Source organism: Vibrio clamense (genome assembly GCF_050337905.1).
Classification (GTDB): domain Bacteria; phylum Pseudomonadota; class Gammaproteobacteria; order Enterobacterales; family Vibrionaceae; genus Vibrio; species Vibrio cortegadensis.
In genome coordinates, this window is the sequence record NZ_JAKJTJ010000018.1 from 110,618 (window position 1) to 127,789 (window position 17,172).

Here is a 17,172-nt window from a genome sequence, read left to right on the forward strand (position 1 = left end):
TATAGTTGCGTTCCAAAATGAGGAATGACAATGACTTTTAAAAACTACCCGAAAACACTCAACAAAGCCACACCTGACGGTATGTTATCTAAGGTGATAAAACTGGGATTCCCTGTTGCTATTCAAAGTGCGCTAGTGGCAATTCTTGCACTTGCAGACGTCTTAATGGTCAGCGACTTTGGTAAAGAAGCAACTGCATCTGTGGGAATCGCCTCAAAATGGCATTTTGTCGCAATCATGATCATGGCTGGTATGGCATCTGCAAATGGTGTTCTGGTGGCTCAATACTGGGGGCGAAATGACCGCATAACAGCGAAAACGATCACTATGCTGGCAATGCGTTGTGGAGCAAAAATCTTATTGCCTGTGACTTTAATCATTACTCTAGGTTCTAGCTATATCATGATGCTACAAACCAGCGATGCTAGAGTCATTGAATTAGGGGCGACTTACCTTTGGTACAGTTTTCCCGTTCTCATTTTAACTCACTTAATTGTGGTCGCTGAGTCCGCTATGCGATCATCAGGTGACACTGTCACCCCTCTATTTTTAGGTGCGGTGACTATTTTCGTCAACATTGGCTTAAATTTTTGGTTAATCAAAGGTGGGGTCGGCATTCCGGCAATGGGTGTGGCTGGGGCGGCATTGGCGACGACTATTTCAAGGCTGCTGCAAGTGGTATTGATGTTTGGTTTCTTAAACTGGCGTAAACATTGGCTAATCACGTCACAGACGCTGACTGAGTCAACTCGATTATGGGCTTCTTATAAGCGTCTTGCGATTCCAACAACGGCCAGCGCGGTGATGTGGGCGACGGGCACCTTGATGTATCAAATGATCTTCGGTCATATGGGCACAACGGAATTAGCCGTGTTCAGCATGATTGGTCCTTTTGAATCACTCTGCTATTCACTATTTTTTGGCATTTCAGTGGCGTGTTCCATTTTACTTGGCCAATCGTTGGGAAGAGATGAATTTGCAGATGCATTTAAAATGTCGAAGTTCTTCATCAAAACCGTATTAGGATTCGGCCTGACTGTTGGAGGCGTATTGCTGTTCGGAAAAGATATGATTCTATCGTGGCTAAATTTGACCAGTGCAGAGCTCTACCCTCTGGCCTCTCCTGCACTGAGTGTACTATGTTGTGCGATCTGGTTACGTATGCTCAACATGATCATCATCAACGGAATTTTAAGAGCAGGTGGTGATAATCAGTTTTGCTTGCGTATGGATTTCATCTCGATGTGGATGGTTGGAGTACCACTGACTGCATTGGCGGCTTTTGGTTTAGGATGGGATTTTAAATACGTTTACATGTTGATGTTGGTGGAAGAAGTGGTGAAATTTTCACTCTGCTTCCACCGTTATTTAAAACGTCACTGGATGAATAACCTAACGTTGCCAGCATCAGCATAAAATCAGTTAGAACAGCGTAATTAAGAGAATGGATTAGTCGGTGAACAGGTAAATAGGTGAGACAAGTTAAGCGCGCCCTTAACCTTGTTTCGCCTACTTTTTTAAGCGTATATGTCGATTAGAAGCATTTGGTTTAGGTTTATCTGGTACTGTCCGCTTTTCATGTATTAAGTGTCGAATCGCCAAAATAGGATGTGGAAGTAGCATGCGAGGCCCAGCATAGCGCATCACTACTCGCATCTGCTCTTTAGGCTCGGGTTTATAGCAATGGATAGGGCATTTATTACACGTTGGCTTCGCTTGTCCGTATGGGCAGCGATCAAGCCTTACTTCAGCGTAACGCAATAAATCAGCACACTCAGAGCAGAGTAATTCTCCACCATGATGCTTACGGCAGTATATTTCAACCATCGCTTTCACCGTTTTAAATTCGGTATGTAACCCACCTAATAAAATATCACTGACTTTATTCATAACTCTATCTACTACGGACTAATAAGGGTGGTTCATTCTCTTGTGATTTGGATCAAAATTCTTTATTCTCCCCCACAACGAAAATCGCGAAATTAACGCATAAATGCCAAACGCGATAAGGCCACAGGGTAAACACCATGAACCGTAAAAAAAAGATTAATGATATTCTAAAAAAGAAAATGAAGAAGCAAAACGCGAAGCTTCATTCAAGCAATAAACCTCGTTACATTTCGAAAGCTGAACGTGCAAAAATGGAAGCAGAAGAAGCCGCGAAAAATGAAAACACGGCTACAGAAACAGCTACCGATAACAATGCTGAGGCAGTAACGGCACCTGAATCAGAGTAACAGATCGTTATCTATCGGGTGAAAACGACTGGCAGAATCAATAAGATTTTGAGCTGTCAGTCCAGGCACACCATACACTTCAACTGGCTTGTTAAAACGCTGCTTAATACGCTCTACAAGTACTTCGAAATCACCGTCACCTGATACTAAAACGATCACATCCGCTTCTTCAGCCAGTTCGATAGCATCTAATGCGATACCAACGTCCCAGTCACCTTTAGCACTACCATCACGCCTTTGGATGAATGGCTTTAATTTAACTTCAAAGCCTACCCCACGTAAGATATGGTGAAATTGGCGTTGACGCGGATCTTGACTGGCGATCGCATACGCATTCGCTTTAATCACTTCACGTCCAGTGGTAGCAACATACCAAAACTGGTTATAATCGAAGTTAGAGCGGTATTTTTCTTTAGTGGTGTAGTAAACATTTTGAACGTCTACTAAAATTGCGACTTTTTCCATACGACATAAGCTCTGTTAAATTTTCATCACCCTAGACGATTCCACTGAAAAAAGCGAACACAATTGTCAGGTCTTAAACCTACTTACCAAACCAATCCAATTTTTCATGAAGCGAAGTGACACTGCCGACCACGATAAGTGCTGGGCTGATTGCTTGTTTTGCAAGTTCAGGAAGTTCAGCTAACCGACCGTGGAATACTCTTTGTTCTGGTCGCGTACCATTTTCGATAATGGCACAAGAAATATCCGGTGACAGGCCGTGATCAAGTAGATTTGCGGTTATGGTTGGGCTCTGTTTTAGTCCCATATAGAAAACTAAAGTATTGTTGGACTGAGCTAATGATGCCCACTCAATTTCCTGCCCATCTTTCTGTAAGTGCCCTGTAATGAATTGCACACTCTGCGCGTGATCTCTATGAGTTAACGGTATACCAGCATAAGATGTTGCTCCCGCTGCCGCAGTAATCCCTGGGATCACTTCAAATTTCACACCCTGTTCAGCCAATGTCTCTAACTCTTCACCGCCTCGGCCAAAAATAAACGAGTCACCGCCCTTCAAACGCGCGACATGTTTCCCCTCTTGCGCCTTATCGACAAGTACCTGATTGATTTTATCTTGTGGCACAAAATGAAAATCTAACTTTTTACCCACGTAAATCATCTCTGCATTTTCATTCGCCAGTGCCAAAATTTCTTTTGAAACCAATCGATCGTAAACTACGACGTCAGCCTGCTGAATAACACGTGCACCTTTTACCGTCAGTAAATCAGGATCGCCCGGCCCCGCACCTACTAATGATACAAATCCTTTTTTTTCTGTCTGAGTATTTAATTGTGAAGCTTCTGACATGTAGTACTCCGAATACGATTCGATCCCTTTCGAATCTGATGATATCTAGGATAAACGTAAATGTGCGCTCAATCCTTTAAATTTCTAGTTTCTAGACTATCAGTTGTGACAAGCAAACATCAGTCTTACTTCCAATTAAGAAAGAAGTATTTATAACTAAATGATCTATTGTTCTTCAGCCTATCTCAATGCCACTGAGAATAGAAAAAGCCTCAAGCTTATAAACTTGAGGCTTTACGGTCAGAACCACGACAAATTACTGGTTGATTATTTAGCATTAACCATTGGGGCTGTTTTTGCGTGCGTTAAGTATAGAGGAACACACGTAAACAGTAGGCCACCAACAATATTACCTAGAATGGTAGGAATTAGGTTGAAGTTCAACCATGTCGCAATACCAAAATCAGCACCTAAAATCATGCCTAATGGGAACAGGAACATGTTTACGACTGTGTGTTCGAATACTAGCGCGAAGAAGATGAAGATTGGGAACCACATCATTGCTACACGGCCAGACACAGTGCGTGCTGTCATGTTGCCGATGACACCTAAACAAACCATTAGGTTACAGAAGATACCGCGAACGAAACACGTGATCCATCCGTCCATACCCATGTTTTCAAAACCTAGGCTACGAGCCGTAGAAACAGCGATGAACTTTTGCGCAACAGCGTTTGGATCTAACGAGAAGTTACCCGTTAAAGAGATTGCAACTAATACCGCAACAATAAGAGAACCAATGAGGTTACCAAGGCCAACAATACCCCAACAACGTAAAACACTACCCCAAGTCACACCAGCACGATTATCAAATTTAGCAAGAGGAGCAAGACCAAATACACCAGTCACCAAATCGTAACCCATAACACTTAAAATAACGAAACCCACTGGGAACACAAGTGCGCCTACAATACCGATACCTGTTTGTACGATAGTTGTGATAGCAACAACAACCGCAAGAGAAAGAATGATACCAGCCATAGTGCTTCGGATCAGAAGATCACGAGTACTTGTTTTTGTTTTTGCTTCACCCACATCGATCATCGTTTGAACGAATTCAGCTGGTTTAAAATCAGTAGACATAAATTGTCCTTATTCAAAAGTTAAAAATAAAAGTTAAAATCAGATAGGAAAAGGCTCTAGTTGCCGAATTAAGGCAATGTCAGGAACTAGAGCCCTTGAACTATCAAATCTTTAAGCTAGGCATCCAAGACTTAAGATGCGATCTCTACTGCACCGTCAGTAACACGAGCTTTATACGCTTTCACATTAAATTGCTCATCTTCCATGCATACGCCAGTAGTCAGATTAAAGCGTTGCTTTTTCAGTGGACTTGCCACCCAAAGCTCGCTTTGGTGCTCTACGATCAAGCCACGCGATAGCACGTTCGATTGAAAATAAGGATCCGTGTTACTGATTGCGAATACCTCTTCACCTGCTGCTGGGCGAAACACTGCAACTTGCTCACCGTCAACAAGTGCACATACACCAGTACCAGGAACGATATCTTCTAGCTGACAGATTTTAATAAATTTAGAAGCCATAATAATTTCTCTCGCTCTTATTCTGTTGCTGCTACGTGAAGGATATCGCCCTTCGCTTCAGGGTGTTTTTCTGTGAACGTTGCTGGGCGATGTTGTGCACGGCCATCTTTCACAAATACCACATTCTCATCACGGTCATCAGCATTGATAAAGTGAGAGAAACGCTTCAGTTGAGCTTCATCATTAATGGTATCAGTCCATTCACAACGGAACTCTTCGACCAATTTCGCCACATCAGCTTCTAACTGGTCGTTGATACCAAGTTTGTTGTCTACAATGACTTCGCGCAGGTAATCGACACCGCCTTCAAGGTTATCCATCCATACTGATGTACGTTGAAGTGGCGCTGCTGTGCGAATGTAGAACATCATGTATCGGTCGATGTACTTGATTAGTGTCTCTTGATCTAGGTCGCTTGCAAGTAAGTCTGCGTGACGAGGTTTCATACCGCCGTTACCACACACATACATATTCCAGCCTGCATCAGTCGCGATAATACCTAAGTCTTTACCTTGAGCTTCAGCACATTCACGAGTACAGCCTGACACACCAAATTTCATCTTATGAGGAGTACGGATGCCCTTGTAACGGTTTTCAAGCATCACACCTAAACCAACAGAATCTTGAACACCGTAACGACACCACGTTGACCCAACACAGGTTTTCGCCATGCGTAGTGCTTTTGCGTATGCCTGACCCGTTTCGTAACCGGCAGCGATTAACTTCTTCCAAATCGCGGGAAGGTCATCTTTCTGAGCGCCAAATAGACCAATACGTTGTGCACCTGTAATTTTGGTGTACAGGTTATATTCAGCCGCAACGTCAGCAAGAACACTCAATGCTTGAGGTGTCACTTCACCACCAGCCATACGAGGAATGACTGAGTAAGTGCCGTCTTTTTGCATGTTGCCTAGGAAGTTGTCATTCGTATCGTGCAGCTTAACCAGTTCTGGCTTAAGAATGTGTTCACCCCAGCAAGACGCTAGAATTGAACCTGCAAGTGGCTTACATACTTCACAGCCGTAACCTTTGCCGTACTTCTCTAAAAGCTCATCGAATGTTTTGATTTCTTCGATACGGATAAGGTGGAACAGCTCTTGACGAGAGTAAGCAAAGTGCTCACATACGTCGTTTTTCACTTCAACGCCAGCTTTTGCAAGCTCAGCATTAAGAACTGATGTAACAAGTGGAATACAGCCGCCACAGCCCGTACCTGCACCAGTCACCGCTTTGATATCGCCAAGTGTGTGATGACCATCAGCAACCGCTTGTGCAATCTTGCCTTTCGTTACATCGAAACAAGAACAGATAACAGCTGATTCAGGCAGTGAGTCTGCACCTAATGTTGGCTTTTCTGCACCAGCGTGCGCAGGAAGAATCAAAGCATCAGGGTGTTCTGGCAGATCAATTTCATTCAACATTAATTGAAGAAGATCACCATAGTCAGATGTATCACCAACCATTACTGCGCCTAGAAGTTTCTTGTTGTCTTCAGAAACAATGAGGCGTTTGTAAACTTCTTGCTCTTCGTTTTGGTAAACGTAGCTCTTACAGCTAGGTGTACGGCCATTTGCATCACCAATCGAACCTACTTTTACGCCTAGAAGCTTAAGCTTCGCAGACATATCCGCACCTTCAAATTGGCTATCGTTTCCAATTAGGTGATCAACCGCAACCGTTGCCATTTTGTAGCCTGGAGCGACAAGACCATAGAAAGTACGGTTCCAAGAAGCACACTCACCAATCGCGTAGATGTTTTCATCCGTTGTTTGGCAGTGGTTGTTGATTTCAACACCGCCACGAGGAGCAATGCCTAAACCCATCTGACGAGCAAGTTTATCTTGAGGACGAATACCCGCTGAGAATACGATAAAATCTGCTTCTAGCTCTGAACCGTCAGCAAAACGCATTACGTTACGAGCTTCTGTACCTTCAGGAGCAATTTCTAATGTATTTTTACTGGTATGAACATTAACGCCCATACGTTCGATCTTCTGGCGAAGTTGATTACCACCAGCCAGATCTAGCTGTTCTGCCATTAATTTTGGCGCGAACTCTACAACGTGAGTGGTTACGCCAAGCGCTTTAAGTGCACCAGCGGCTTCAAGACCGAGTAAACCACCACCAACAACAACGCCGCTTTTACTGTTTCTTGCCGTCGCTTCAATAGACTTAAGATCTTCGATGGTGCGGTATACGAAACAGTCTTTTCCATCGTTGCCTTTAATTGGCGGTACGAATGGGAATGAACCCGTCGCAAGAACCAATTTATCGTATTGAATTTCACGACCAGTGCTTGAATACACAGTCTGCTTTTCGCGGTTGATATTAATCGCACGCTCACCAAGCAAAACGTTGATGTTATGTTTTTGGTAGAAACCTTCTTTTACAAGAGAAAGTTCATCAGCGGTATGGTGTGAAAAATAAGAAGAAAGGTGCACGCGGTCGTAAGCGACACGAGGCTCCTCACAGAACACTGTGATGTCCATTTCACTTACGTCTGTTTTCTCTACTAAATCTTCGATATAGCGATGACCAACCATGCCGTTACCGATGATGACTAGCTTCATCTTGCTCATAAGAATTCCTGAAGGTTATGTTTCTTAACTGCGCGAATAATGAATTATGAAAGAAAATTAATAAATGATGTAAATCAATTACGGAAATAAACTACCCTAAAGGGGTAGTACTAAAGAGGTGTAAGCGCTCTAAAATCAACCAAACAGAGCATTAAAGCATCAGGCAATGTGAATAAATGGAAACACATGAATGAAACATCAAAGGAAATACGTTGTAAAATTTCACAAACTGAAACTTTTGAATCACATTACCTACATTGCTTTACATTCATCTATTCATACCGCAAGAATAGGAAACAAGAGCTACAGTCATGAGTTATGAGATAGAGATAGAGATAGAGATAGAGATAGAGATAGAGATAGAGATAGATGATGACAAAGACGGTGAGAAGTAAAATAAAAATGAGAACGAAGCCGTCCCCATTTTATTAATACTATTAGGAAAAGGTAAGTATTACGCTGCTTGATGAGGTTGAAATTTCCCTAATAGAGCATTATAAAATTCGCTGTCATTCAGCAAGCCAATTAGTTGTCCGTCTTCGACCAAAAGAATCGGATAGTCACTCAACTTTTTCAATTGGATAGCATCGCGCATACTTATATTCGGGCTAGCAGTCACTAATGTCGAGTCATGAATCTCACTCCAATCCAAGTCCTTCTCACCCCACTCGACCAGCGAATCCTCTGGAGAATTCACAACCGCGATTCCCTCTTCTTTCTGTTCGATCCACAGCTCTTTTTGCTCACAAATCAGCAAACGGTTATTCTCTAAATTGAGCGATGCCAAAGGCTGCATCAAAGAGCGACCTTTTAGAACATTGAGAGGGTTGGTATGTGCGACAAAATCTTTCACATACTGTGTTTTTGGTTTTAATACGATATCTTCAGGTTTTCCATGCTGAATAAGCTTACCTGACTCCATAATCGCAATATTATTGCCAATTTTGAGCGCTTCATCTAAATCATGGCTAACGAACAGAATCGTTTTATTCAGTTTGCTTTGCAGAGTCAGTAGCTCATCTTGCAGTTGCGCTCTAATTAAAGGATCCAATGCCGAAAATGGTTCGTCCATTAATAAAATATCGGTATCCATTGCAAAAGCACGAGCCAAACCAACACGCTGCTGCATTCCACCAGAGAGTTCATGTGGGTATTTCGTTTCCCACTCCGCTAAGCCAACCATTTCAAGCTGTTCACGCGCTTTTGCTCTGCGTTCTGCTTTTGGCATACCCTGCATTTCAAGCCCGAAAGCGACGTTATCTAACACGCTCAGCCAAGGCATTAATGCAAACTTTTGAAATACCATAGAGACGCGATTACCACGGAGGTGACGCAACGTTGCTTCATCACACTCAGCCAAATCAACGTGTGAATCTCCATCTTTCACTTCTAATGAACCACGGCTGATTTCATTTAAACCATTAACGGCTCGAAGTAAGCTGGATTTACCGGAACCAGATAACCCCATCAAGACACAAATTTCGCCCTCTTTAACGCTCAGGCTAACGTTATCAACGCCAACAACCTGACCCGTTTGATCAATAATTTCCTGACGCGTTTTCCCTTCATCCAAAAGATTCAAAGCCTGTTGAGCTTGTTTGCCAAATACAACATCTAAATTTTTGATCGTAATCGCATCCATAATTACGCTTCCTTCTGGTTAGGGGTTTTACATAGACGATCCAAAATGATCGCCACGAGTACAATAGCAAGCCCCGCTTCAAAACCTTGCGAGATATTTACGGTATTTAAAGCTCTCACGACTGGTTTTCCTAGCCCATCCGCCCCCACTAAAGCTGCAATCACCACCATTGAAAGGGACAACATAATGCATTGCGTTACCCCTGCCATAATACTTGGAAGTGCCGCAGGTAATTCAACCTTAAGCAACAACTTCATTCGACTGGCACCAAACGCTTTACCCGCTTCAATTAACTCTTCTGGTACTTTAGTGACGCCTAAATAGGTAAGACGAATTGGAGCCGCGATTGCAAATATAATGGTTGAAATCAGTCCTGGTACGATACCAAGCCCAAACAGTACTAACGTTGGAATTAAATACACAAACGTTGGAACGGTCTGCATGAGATCTAAAATCGGCCTCAATATGGTATACAGCCAAGGTCGATGTGCCGCCATGATCCCTACCGGAACGCCAATTAATACGGAAATCGTTGTCGCTGCAAAGACGAGGACAAAGGTTTCCAGCATTTCTTGCCAGTAGCCAAGATTAAGGATCAACAGCAGTGCCGCGACAACAAATACCACCAAAGATATTTTGCGATGTAGATACCACGCTAGAGCAGCGGTGATAACAATAGGCACCGCTGCGGGCATCCATTTAAATACATCGACCAGAAAAAGAATCACAGTTTCGAGAAAGAATGAGATGGCATCAAAAAGACCAGCGGCGTTGATGGTTAGCCAATCCACGCCCGCTTCCATCCATTGGCCAAGAGGGATTTTGTTATCCGTAATAAAATTCACAATACTACCTTTATTTGTCGGGCCAGCAGAAACTGAACCGTTTTCTTCACGATAAACCTAAGTTTTAACCACGGTTTACCGTGAAGAATGAAATTCACTCAACATGAGCACTCAAACCGCTAATGTCGGGTGTTGAGACTTCAACCGTTACGCTTTTACTTGTTTAAGATACTGAGTCACTGCTTTTTGTGCTGATTCGCCTTTTTGTGACTTCACATTCTTCAACCATAATTCAACTTGTTGTGGATTTTCAGCAATCCATTTTTGAGCGGCTTTTTCTGGCTTAACACTTTGATTCAAAATGGCTTCCATCAACTCATTTTCCATCTCAAGCGTGAAGTTTAAGTTTTGTAAAAGCTGACCCACATTTTTGCATTCAGACAAGTAGTCATGTCTAACGTTGGTGTAGACATTTGCTCCACCATAATTAGGGCCAAAGAAGTCATCACCGCCTGAAAGGTATTCCATTTCTACATTGCTGTTCATTGGGTGTGGTGCCCAACCAAGGTATGCGATCCACTGATTACGACGCACAGCACGAGAAACTTGAGACACCATGCCCGCTTCACTTGATTCAACCAAGCTAAAGTCTTTGAGCCCAAACGCATCCGAATCGATCATCGACTGAATCAAGCGATTACCATCATTACCTGGTTCAATACCATAAATGCGCCCTTTAAACTTATCTGAGTACTTCGCGAGATCTGCAAAACTCTTTACGCCAGCATCGTAAACATACTTAGGAACAGCCAGTGTATATTTAGCCCCTTCTAAGTTTGCTCGAACCGTTTCAACGGTACCTGCTTCACGATATTTCGCGATGTCACCTTCCATCGTTGGCATCCAGTTACCCAAAAACACATCAATATCACCATTCGCCATTGATGAATACGTCACGGGTACTGACAATAGGTCAATCTTAGTTTTATAGCCCATGCCTTTAAGTAATTCGGTCGTTACCGCTGTAGTGGCCGTAATATCCGTCCAGCCTACATCTGAAAATCTTACCGTCTCACACTGATTTGCTGCTGCGTTAAAAGCGATTGAACTGATGCCTAATGCAAGTAAGGTCTTTGTTGTCGTTGACATAAATATTCCTTGTAATGATTACTGACTTTCTATTTTGAAGAGATCGTGTCCAATTCTCTTTCTGGTTTATTTACTCTTTGTTTCTTTTCCCAATCTGGTGCGATCCAAACCGGGACATTTTTCGCTTCAAGCAACGCGTTACCTAAAATCAAATCGGCTGCCCGTTCTGCAACCATGATCGTTGGCGCATTTAAATTGCCATTTGGAATGGTCGGGAAAATAGACGAGTCCACCACACGGAGTTGAGCAATCCCTCGAACTCGGCAAGCCTCATCTAAGACTGCTGTTGGATCATCATGAGAACCCATCTTACAACTGCATGATGGGTGATAAGCGCTTTCTACATTTTGCTTAACCCATTCATCTATGTCCTCATCAGAGGTGATATGCATTCCCGGTTGAATCTCTTCTCCGCGATACTCATCAAGTGCAGGCTGTGCAAGAAGTTCGCGTGTTAAGCGAATACAATCACGCCAGTCTTGGCGGTCTTGGGGTGTTGAAATGTAATTAAAACTGATCTTTGGTTTCGCATGCGGATCGGTAGACGTTATCTCCACAGAACCTCGACTCTCAGGCTTATTTGGCCCAACATGAACTTGGAATCCATGACCATCAAATGCCGCATTGCCGTCATAACGCATTGCTGCTGGGAGGAAGTGATATTGGATATTTGGCCATTTAAGCCCTTTGCGAGAACGTATAAAGCCGCAAGACTCAAAGTGATTGGTCGCACCTAAACCTTTTCGAGTCAAAATCCATTCCGCACCAATTAACCCTTTGCTGACAAGGCCTAATTTACTGTTTAGAGTGATCGGTTGAGAGCAATGATATTGAAAATAGACTTCCAAGTGATCTTGTAGATTCTGGCCAACACCAGGTAGATCATGTTTTAGTTCGACACCGGCTTGGCTCAGCACTTCTTTAGGTCCAATGCCTGAAAGCTGCAACAGTTGAACCGAACCAATGGAACCCGCACTCGAAATCACTTCTTTTGTTGCGCGAGCTTGTAGTATTTTACCCGATTTTTCGAATTCAATGCCAACGGCCGTTTTTCCTTCCAAAATCACTTTTCGCGCGACAATTCCCGTCATCAAGGTTAAATTTTTACGCTTCATTGCACGGCGTAAATAAGCATTGGACGTCGACGCTCGTATGCCTTTTTTAACGGTCATGTGCATTGGGCCAAAACCCTCTTGCTGATAACCGTTATAATCTTTTGTTTCGGGATATCCGGCTTCTTTCCCTGCATCAATAAAAGCTTGGTAAAGCGGATTTAAAGCCATATCGTTACCGTTACAGGTGCCCAACGGCCCAGTTCCACCTCGGTATTCATCCTCGCCTTGAATCCAAGTTTCAGCACGACGAAAATATGGTAGGCAAGCTTGATAATTCCAGCCATTCGCACCTTTCTCTTCCCACTCATCAAAATCACATGCATGACCGCGAACATAGACCATGCCGTTGATTGATGAACTGCCACCAAGTACTTTTCCTCGTGGGCAGTGCAACTTCCGACCATCAATGCCCTGCTCGGCTTGAGTTTCAAACTGCCAAGCGTATCTTTCTGAATTCATCGGGTATGAGAGTGCGGTTGGCATCTGGATGAAAATGCTTCTATCCGTACCGCCCGCTTCTAAAAGTAGAACGTTAAATTCGCCACTTTCCGTTAACCGATCCGCTAACACACAGCCAGCCGAACCCGCGCCAACGATAATATAATCGTAGCTTTGTTGCATTGGTCGTCTCCTTGACGTTAGAAAATCGAATTAAGCGTAAGGGCTGGCATAATCACCAAGCTCAATCAGTACACTTTTCGTTTGGGTGTAATGCAGAAGTGTTTCTGGTCCATTCTCACGGCCAATTCCAGACATTTTATATCCGCCTACCGGCATCTCAGCAGGAGAATCCCCCCAAGTATTGACCCAACAGATCCCAGCTTGCATCTGATGAATGACTCGATGTGCTCTGGATAAGTTTTGAGTGAAGATCCCAGCCGCTAAGCCATAATCGGTGTCATTAGCTCGCTGAATAACCTCGGCTTCATCGCTAAACTTTAAAACGGACATAACAGGGCCGAAGATTTCACTTTGGACATGCGGCATATCATCTGTGCAATCAACAAAAACCGTTGGGGCGACAAAATTGCCTTTATCTAAACCATTTTCTGTCACTTGATAACCGCCCGTCAGTAGCGTTGCACCACTGGCTTTTGCCGTCTCAATAGCATCTAACACTTTTCCTAAATGCTCCTTTGAGATCAGAGCGCCAATTTGAGTCTCCAAATCCATTGGATCGCCAACGGTCAGCTTTTCCGTTCTCTCTTTTAGCTGCAAAATAAAATCGTCATAAATAGACTCATGAACAAACACTCTCGTGCCATTGGTACAAACTTCACCTTGTGTATAGAAGTTGGCAACCATGGCGGCAGATACCGCATCATTCAATTTTGCATCATCAAAAATCACAAGTGGTGACTTTCCACCAAGCTCCATGGTGACCGATTTAAGTGTTTTCGCACTGTCGGCCATCACCGCTTTACCTGTTCCCGTTTCTCCAGTGAAGGAGACTTTAGCTACATCAGGGTGCGCGGTAAGCATTTGGCCTACACGGTAATCCCCTTGCACCACGTTAAATACACCGTCTGGCAGTCCCGCTTCTGTGTATATTTCGGCTAATTTCAATGCGGTAAGTGGTGTCTCTTCGGAAGGTTTGAAAACCATCGCATTACCCGCGGCTAATGCGGGTGCGGATTTCCACATTGCAATTTGAACAGGATAATTCCAAGCGCCGATGCCCGCGCAAACTCCCAAGGGTTCACGTCGAGTGTAGAAAAACTGATTGTCACTCAGTGGTTGCTGATCACCCTGCATAGCGGGAACGAGGCCTGCGAAATATTCGATCACATCGGCACCAGAAGCGATATCCACTTCTAGCGCTTCTTGTAATGGTTTTCCGGTATCGGCGACTTCTAATGCTGCAAGCTCATCATTTCGCTGTCTCAGTATTTCGACGGATTTAAGCAAAATTCGGCTGCGTTCTATAGGTGACATTCCGGACCAAATAGCAAAGCCACGTTTAGCGGATTCCATTGCGAGATCAAGATCTTGTTGAGACGCTTGTCCTATCTCTGCAATCGCTTCTCCATTTGCAGGGTTATAACTGGTAAAGGTTTCAGCAGATGTTGCACATACCGCTTTACCATCGATGTATAGTGATTTCATTTCCATTTGAAGAATCTAACTTAATTTAATTTTGTGAATGAGTGATGTATTAGAAGTAACTGACTCGATACGTTCTTAAATCATCAAGAATTCATCGATTGTTGGGAATAAAAGGTGAGTTGTTTATCTAAGTAATCGTTGATGATTTCAGTGGCTTTCTCTCCATCAATACCATCAGGGTTGAGTGTGCCCCGCAGCCATATACCATCAATTAATGAAGCAACCCCGTGAGCCACGAGATCTGCTTGTTCAATTGGCAATAATGCTTTCAACTCAATTTTAAGATGTGACAATAGACGTTTTTCATTGACCCGTTGTAAGCGTTTAAGCTGAACGTCATGCATTGAATAAGACCAGAATGCTAACCACGTTTTCGCTACTTCATTTTTAACTTGATAGCCTTCGAAATTACCTTTAATGATCGCGTTGATCCGCTGATGGTGAGCATCCACAGGCAGTAATTTCAATTGGGAAGTGATACTGGTGGACAGCTGACGAAGGATCTCTCGCATCGTCTCTTCAAGCAGGCCGTGTTTGCCGCCAAAATAGTGATTAATGATCCCAGTCGACACACCAGCTTCTTTGCTGATCAACGAAATGCTCGCGCCATGAAGCCCTACTCGATCTATCACTGCCATCGTCGCTTTAACAAGTTGCGGTTTGCGAATATCTGGCATTCCAACCTTGGGCATTTCTGAACCTTTTATTTTTTATTGAACGATCAATTAAGTATAAAGTGCCAGAAAAATAGTTAGAGTACAAACTATTATTTCACCAAAACACTACATCTCACAACATACAAGTGCCACAAAATCACATAAAGACAACATTTAATGCTTATATTAAGAACGTAAACAGAGTCATTAATACTTTTAATTACAACAAGATAGAATCAGTACTGAATATTTACAATGTAAACCCAAAAAGAACAACAGGATGGAAAATCATTAGACTACGAATTAATTACTTTGTAACAAAAACGGCTCCACTAACTTCATATAAGACACGTATTAAAGAAACATTCATCTGTTCAAATGGTGTTTTACTGGCACAAAAAAGCCCCAGTATCTAACTGAGGCATATAAGTTACAGGCATTAAAATCTGCCGTTCTCACCATTCATTGATTGTATATTGTCTGATCACCCTAAATCAAATTGCACTAAATCAGGTTCCAATCTTGATTCTCAGCAAGAGTCATTTTGAGGATGCTAAAAACTAATGATACTGACAAATACAGAGATGAGGATCCCGCCGACCATTGGAATCGTTGTTCTTTTTGCAAGTTCAAATGGTGAGACATCTGCAACGCCCGCAATGGCAACCATGTTAGGTGCGATTGGTGAGATATTACGACTCATCCCGGCAACAAACTGCATCGGTAACAGCATCATCACTGGTGCAATGCCCATCTTACCTGCGATTTCAGGAACTAAATTGGCAAACGAGAAAAATGCCGCATTACCTGAACCCATCAAAATAGCTGAAACCATAATGATTGCGACCATCACAATCGTCATAAGTACTGGGCTAAATCCAGCAGATTCGGCTGCATTTACAATCACATCGATGGCACCAATGGTTTTCAAACCTTGCGCAAAAACTTGGCCTGCAACAATGAATGTCACGACGTTAGCAAACTGACGCCCCATCCCATCGAAGAATATTTGAATAGAATCAACGACCGCTTTAGCATTGTCACGACGGACAAATTCAAATCCTAAAGTGATGACAATAGAAACGAGCATTGCTGTAGTCACGTCCATTTTAATGCTACTTATCATTAATTTACTGAAAGTAAAAATAAGCACTAAAGGAATAACCGGTAAAATAGCGTAGATGGTAGGCGCAATCGCTGAGCTTTCTTCGCTTACAGCCACAGTTTCTGATTGCTCATTCAAATGGCGATGTTCACTTGCGATATGGCCACTTTTTACATCAAAATACTTTTGTACCAGTACATGAAGAACAGCAATAACAGCTAATGCAGCAAGCGCAACCGCCAATTGATATTGCACAACGTAATCAACAACATCTATACCAATGATCTCTGCTGCAAAGTTCACGTTACCTTGACCCGGTCCCATCTCTACCGCAACCGCAGTCGCAATAGGCGCACATGCAGACAAACGACTTAAACCAACACTTCGCATTAATGGGTATAGCGTCACCATTAGTAGCACACCTAAACCAGATGCACTTGTAATGAAAATTGAGAGAAACTCACCAATAATGAAACACATCGCCATAAACAGGTAAGGCATATGCTTAATGTGAGTTAGCGGACGAGTAAGAACACGCACCAATGCCTCTGATGCACCAATCTCATGCATATAAAAAGCAAAGCCGGCAATCGCCATGATTTTCAGACCTAAACCGGCGCTCTGACTTGAAAAAGTGAGCTTAATAAAATGGAAAATATCAAGCCATTGAGACCCCGTAGAAGCACTTTCTGGTAGTGGCAAATCCTGCCCAATTAGCATTGCTGAAACCATCAAAACAATACCACCAGCAATTAAGATGGCTTGAGCCTTGTATCCCTTGAGTACAAAAGTCGCAACAAGCCCTGTCACGATCAGAGATATAATAATAGATAACATATAAATTCCCGAATAAAGTCCTAAAAAATCAATTCGCGCGGAGTTTATATTAAGAATTTTGACAATAATGTGATATTTGCTCGGAATATAAATTTATATGAC

The 17,172-nt window shown here is 43.0% G+C and carries 15 protein-coding genes; 2 read left to right on the top strand and 13 right to left on the bottom strand.

From position 1 onward, the window contains the following. Positions 1 to 30: 30 nt before the first annotated feature. The gene (locus L4C39_RS01190; RefSeq protein WP_429743947.1) at positions 31 to 1,416 is read left to right on the top strand and encodes an MATE family efflux transporter; all 1,386 of its coding nucleotides are present in this window, start codon (positions 31 to 33) and stop codon (positions 1,414 to 1,416) included. A gap of 93 nt (positions 1,417 to 1,509) precedes the next feature. Here the strand turns inward: L4C39_RS01190 and L4C39_RS01195 are convergent, their stop codons facing one another. After that, positions 1,510 to 1,890: a nitrous oxide-stimulated promoter family protein gene (locus L4C39_RS01195; RefSeq protein ID WP_429743949.1), complete on the bottom strand. Its 381-nt coding sequence runs from the start codon at positions 1,888 to 1,890 to the stop codon at positions 1,510 to 1,512. Between the two features lie 137 nt (positions 1,891 to 2,027). On the opposite strand from L4C39_RS01195, the gene L4C39_RS01200 reads away from it, so the two are divergent. Continuing rightward, positions 2,028 to 2,237 (top strand): DUF2986 domain-containing protein, encoded by a 210-nt coding sequence (locus tag L4C39_RS01200; RefSeq protein WP_429743951.1) that lies wholly within the window; start codon positions 2,028 to 2,030, stop codon positions 2,235 to 2,237. Here L4C39_RS01200 and L4C39_RS01205 read toward each other — a convergent pair. The 12 genes from L4C39_RS01205 to dcuC all read right to left on the bottom strand — a co-directional run bounded on the left by L4C39_RS01205 (position 2,229) and on the right by dcuC (position 17,070). Then, entirely contained in the window at positions 2,229 to 2,702 is a 474-nt protein-coding gene (locus tag L4C39_RS01205; protein ID WP_017052810.1) for a LabA-like NYN domain-containing protein, read from the bottom strand. The two genes, L4C39_RS01200 and L4C39_RS01205, sit on opposite strands and share 9 nt — an antisense overlap. A 79-nt stretch (positions 2,703 to 2,781) precedes the next feature. After that, entirely contained in the window at positions 2,782 to 3,552 is a 771-nt protein-coding gene (cobA, locus tag L4C39_RS01210; RefSeq protein WP_017052811.1) for a uroporphyrinogen-III C-methyltransferase, read from the bottom strand. Between the two features lie 267 nt (positions 3,553 to 3,819). Continuing rightward, positions 3,820 to 4,635: a formate/nitrite transporter family protein gene (locus tag L4C39_RS01215; protein WP_113797948.1), complete on the bottom strand. Its 816-nt coding sequence runs from the start codon at positions 4,633 to 4,635 to the stop codon at positions 3,820 to 3,822. Positions 4,636 to 4,766: 131 nt separating this feature from the next. Then, complete coding sequence (gene nirD, locus L4C39_RS01220) at positions 4,767 to 5,096, bottom strand: nitrite reductase small subunit NirD (protein WP_171756373.1); 330 nt, start codon at positions 5,094 to 5,096, stop codon at positions 4,767 to 4,769. 17 nt (positions 5,097 to 5,113) lie between these two features. Next, entirely contained in the window at positions 5,114 to 7,675 is a 2,562-nt protein-coding gene (nirB, locus tag L4C39_RS01225; protein WP_429743954.1) for a nitrite reductase large subunit NirB, read from the bottom strand. A 454-nt stretch (positions 7,676 to 8,129) separates the two neighbouring features. Continuing rightward, the gene (choV, locus tag L4C39_RS01230) at positions 8,130 to 9,317 is read right to left on the bottom strand and encodes a choline ABC transporter ATP-binding protein (RefSeq protein WP_429743956.1); all 1,188 of its coding nucleotides are present in this window, start codon (positions 9,315 to 9,317) and stop codon (positions 8,130 to 8,132) included. A gap of 2 nt (positions 9,318 to 9,319) precedes the next feature. Further along, the gene (choW, locus tag L4C39_RS01235) at positions 9,320 to 10,162 is read right to left on the bottom strand and encodes a choline ABC transporter permease subunit (RefSeq protein ID WP_017052816.1); all 843 of its coding nucleotides are present in this window, start codon (positions 10,160 to 10,162) and stop codon (positions 9,320 to 9,322) included. A 147-nt stretch (positions 10,163 to 10,309) separates the two neighbouring features. After that, a complete protein-coding gene (locus L4C39_RS01240; protein ID WP_136995310.1) occupies positions 10,310 to 11,251 on the bottom strand; it encodes a choline ABC transporter substrate-binding protein in 942 nt (313 codons plus the stop codon). 29 nt (positions 11,252 to 11,280) lie between these two features. After that, positions 11,281 to 12,987 carry a choline dehydrogenase gene (gene betA / locus L4C39_RS01245; protein WP_429743959.1) on the bottom strand — a complete coding sequence of 569 codons (1,707 nt, stop codon included), beginning with the start codon at positions 12,985 to 12,987 and terminating at the stop codon, positions 11,281 to 11,283. A gap of 30 nt (positions 12,988 to 13,017) precedes the next feature. After that, positions 13,018 to 14,478 (bottom strand): betaine-aldehyde dehydrogenase, encoded by a 1,461-nt coding sequence (gene betB, locus L4C39_RS01250; RefSeq protein ID WP_429743961.1) that lies wholly within the window; start codon positions 14,476 to 14,478, stop codon positions 13,018 to 13,020. A 77-nt stretch (positions 14,479 to 14,555) separates the two neighbouring features. Then, positions 14,556 to 15,164 carry a transcriptional regulator BetI gene (gene betI / locus L4C39_RS01255; protein ID WP_017052820.1) on the bottom strand — a complete coding sequence of 203 codons (609 nt, stop codon included), beginning with the start codon at positions 15,162 to 15,164 and terminating at the stop codon, positions 14,556 to 14,558. A gap of 517 nt (positions 15,165 to 15,681) precedes the next feature. Continuing rightward, positions 15,682 to 17,070: a C4-dicarboxylate transporter DcuC gene (gene dcuC / locus L4C39_RS01260; RefSeq protein ID WP_017052821.1), complete on the bottom strand. Its 1,389-nt coding sequence runs from the start codon at positions 17,068 to 17,070 to the stop codon at positions 15,682 to 15,684. Positions 17,071 to 17,172: the final 102 nt, after the last annotated feature.

Bases quoted from the DNA above. Each gene is read 5' to 3' on its own strand.
- L4C39_RS01190 (WP_429743947.1), top strand. From the start codon at position 31: ATGACTTTTAAAAACTACCCGAAAACACTCAACAAAGCCACACCTGAC.
- L4C39_RS01195 (WP_429743949.1), bottom strand. From the start codon at position 1,890: ATGAATAAAGTCAGTGATATTTTATTAGGTGGGTTACATACCGAATTT.
- L4C39_RS01200 (WP_429743951.1), top strand. From the start codon at position 2,028: ATGAACCGTAAAAAAAAGATTAATGATATTCTAAAAAAGAAAATGAAG.
- L4C39_RS01205 (WP_017052810.1), bottom strand. From the start codon at position 2,702: ATGGAAAAAGTCGCAATTTTAGTAGACGTTCAAAATGTTTACTACACC.
- cobA (WP_017052811.1), bottom strand. From the start codon at position 3,552: ATGTCAGAAGCTTCACAATTAAATACTCAGACAGAAAAAAAAGGATTT.
- L4C39_RS01215 (WP_113797948.1), bottom strand. From the start codon at position 4,635: ATGTCTACTGATTTTAAACCAGCTGAATTCGTTCAAACGATGATCGAT.
- nirD (WP_171756373.1), bottom strand. From the start codon at position 5,096: ATGGCTTCTAAATTTATTAAAATCTGTCAGCTAGAAGATATCGTTCCT.
- nirB (WP_429743954.1), bottom strand. From the start codon at position 7,675: ATGAGCAAGATGAAGCTAGTCATCATCGGTAACGGCATGGTTGGTCAT.
- choV (WP_429743956.1), bottom strand. From the start codon at position 9,317: ATGGATGCGATTACGATCAAAAATTTAGATGTTGTATTTGGCAAACAA.
- L4C39_RS01240 (WP_136995310.1), bottom strand. From the start codon at position 11,251: ATGTCAACGACAACAAAGACCTTACTTGCATTAGGCATCAGTTCAATC.
- betA (WP_429743959.1), bottom strand. From the start codon at position 12,987: ATGCAACAAAGCTACGATTATATTATCGTTGGCGCGGGTTCGGCTGGC.
- betB (WP_429743961.1), bottom strand. From the start codon at position 14,478: ATGGAAATGAAATCACTATACATCGATGGTAAAGCGGTATGTGCAACA.
- betI (WP_017052820.1), bottom strand. From the start codon at position 15,164: ATGCCCAAGGTTGGAATGCCAGATATTCGCAAACCGCAACTTGTTAAA.
- dcuC (WP_017052821.1), bottom strand. From the start codon at position 17,070: ATGTTATCTATTATTATATCTCTGATCGTGACAGGGCTTGTTGCGACT.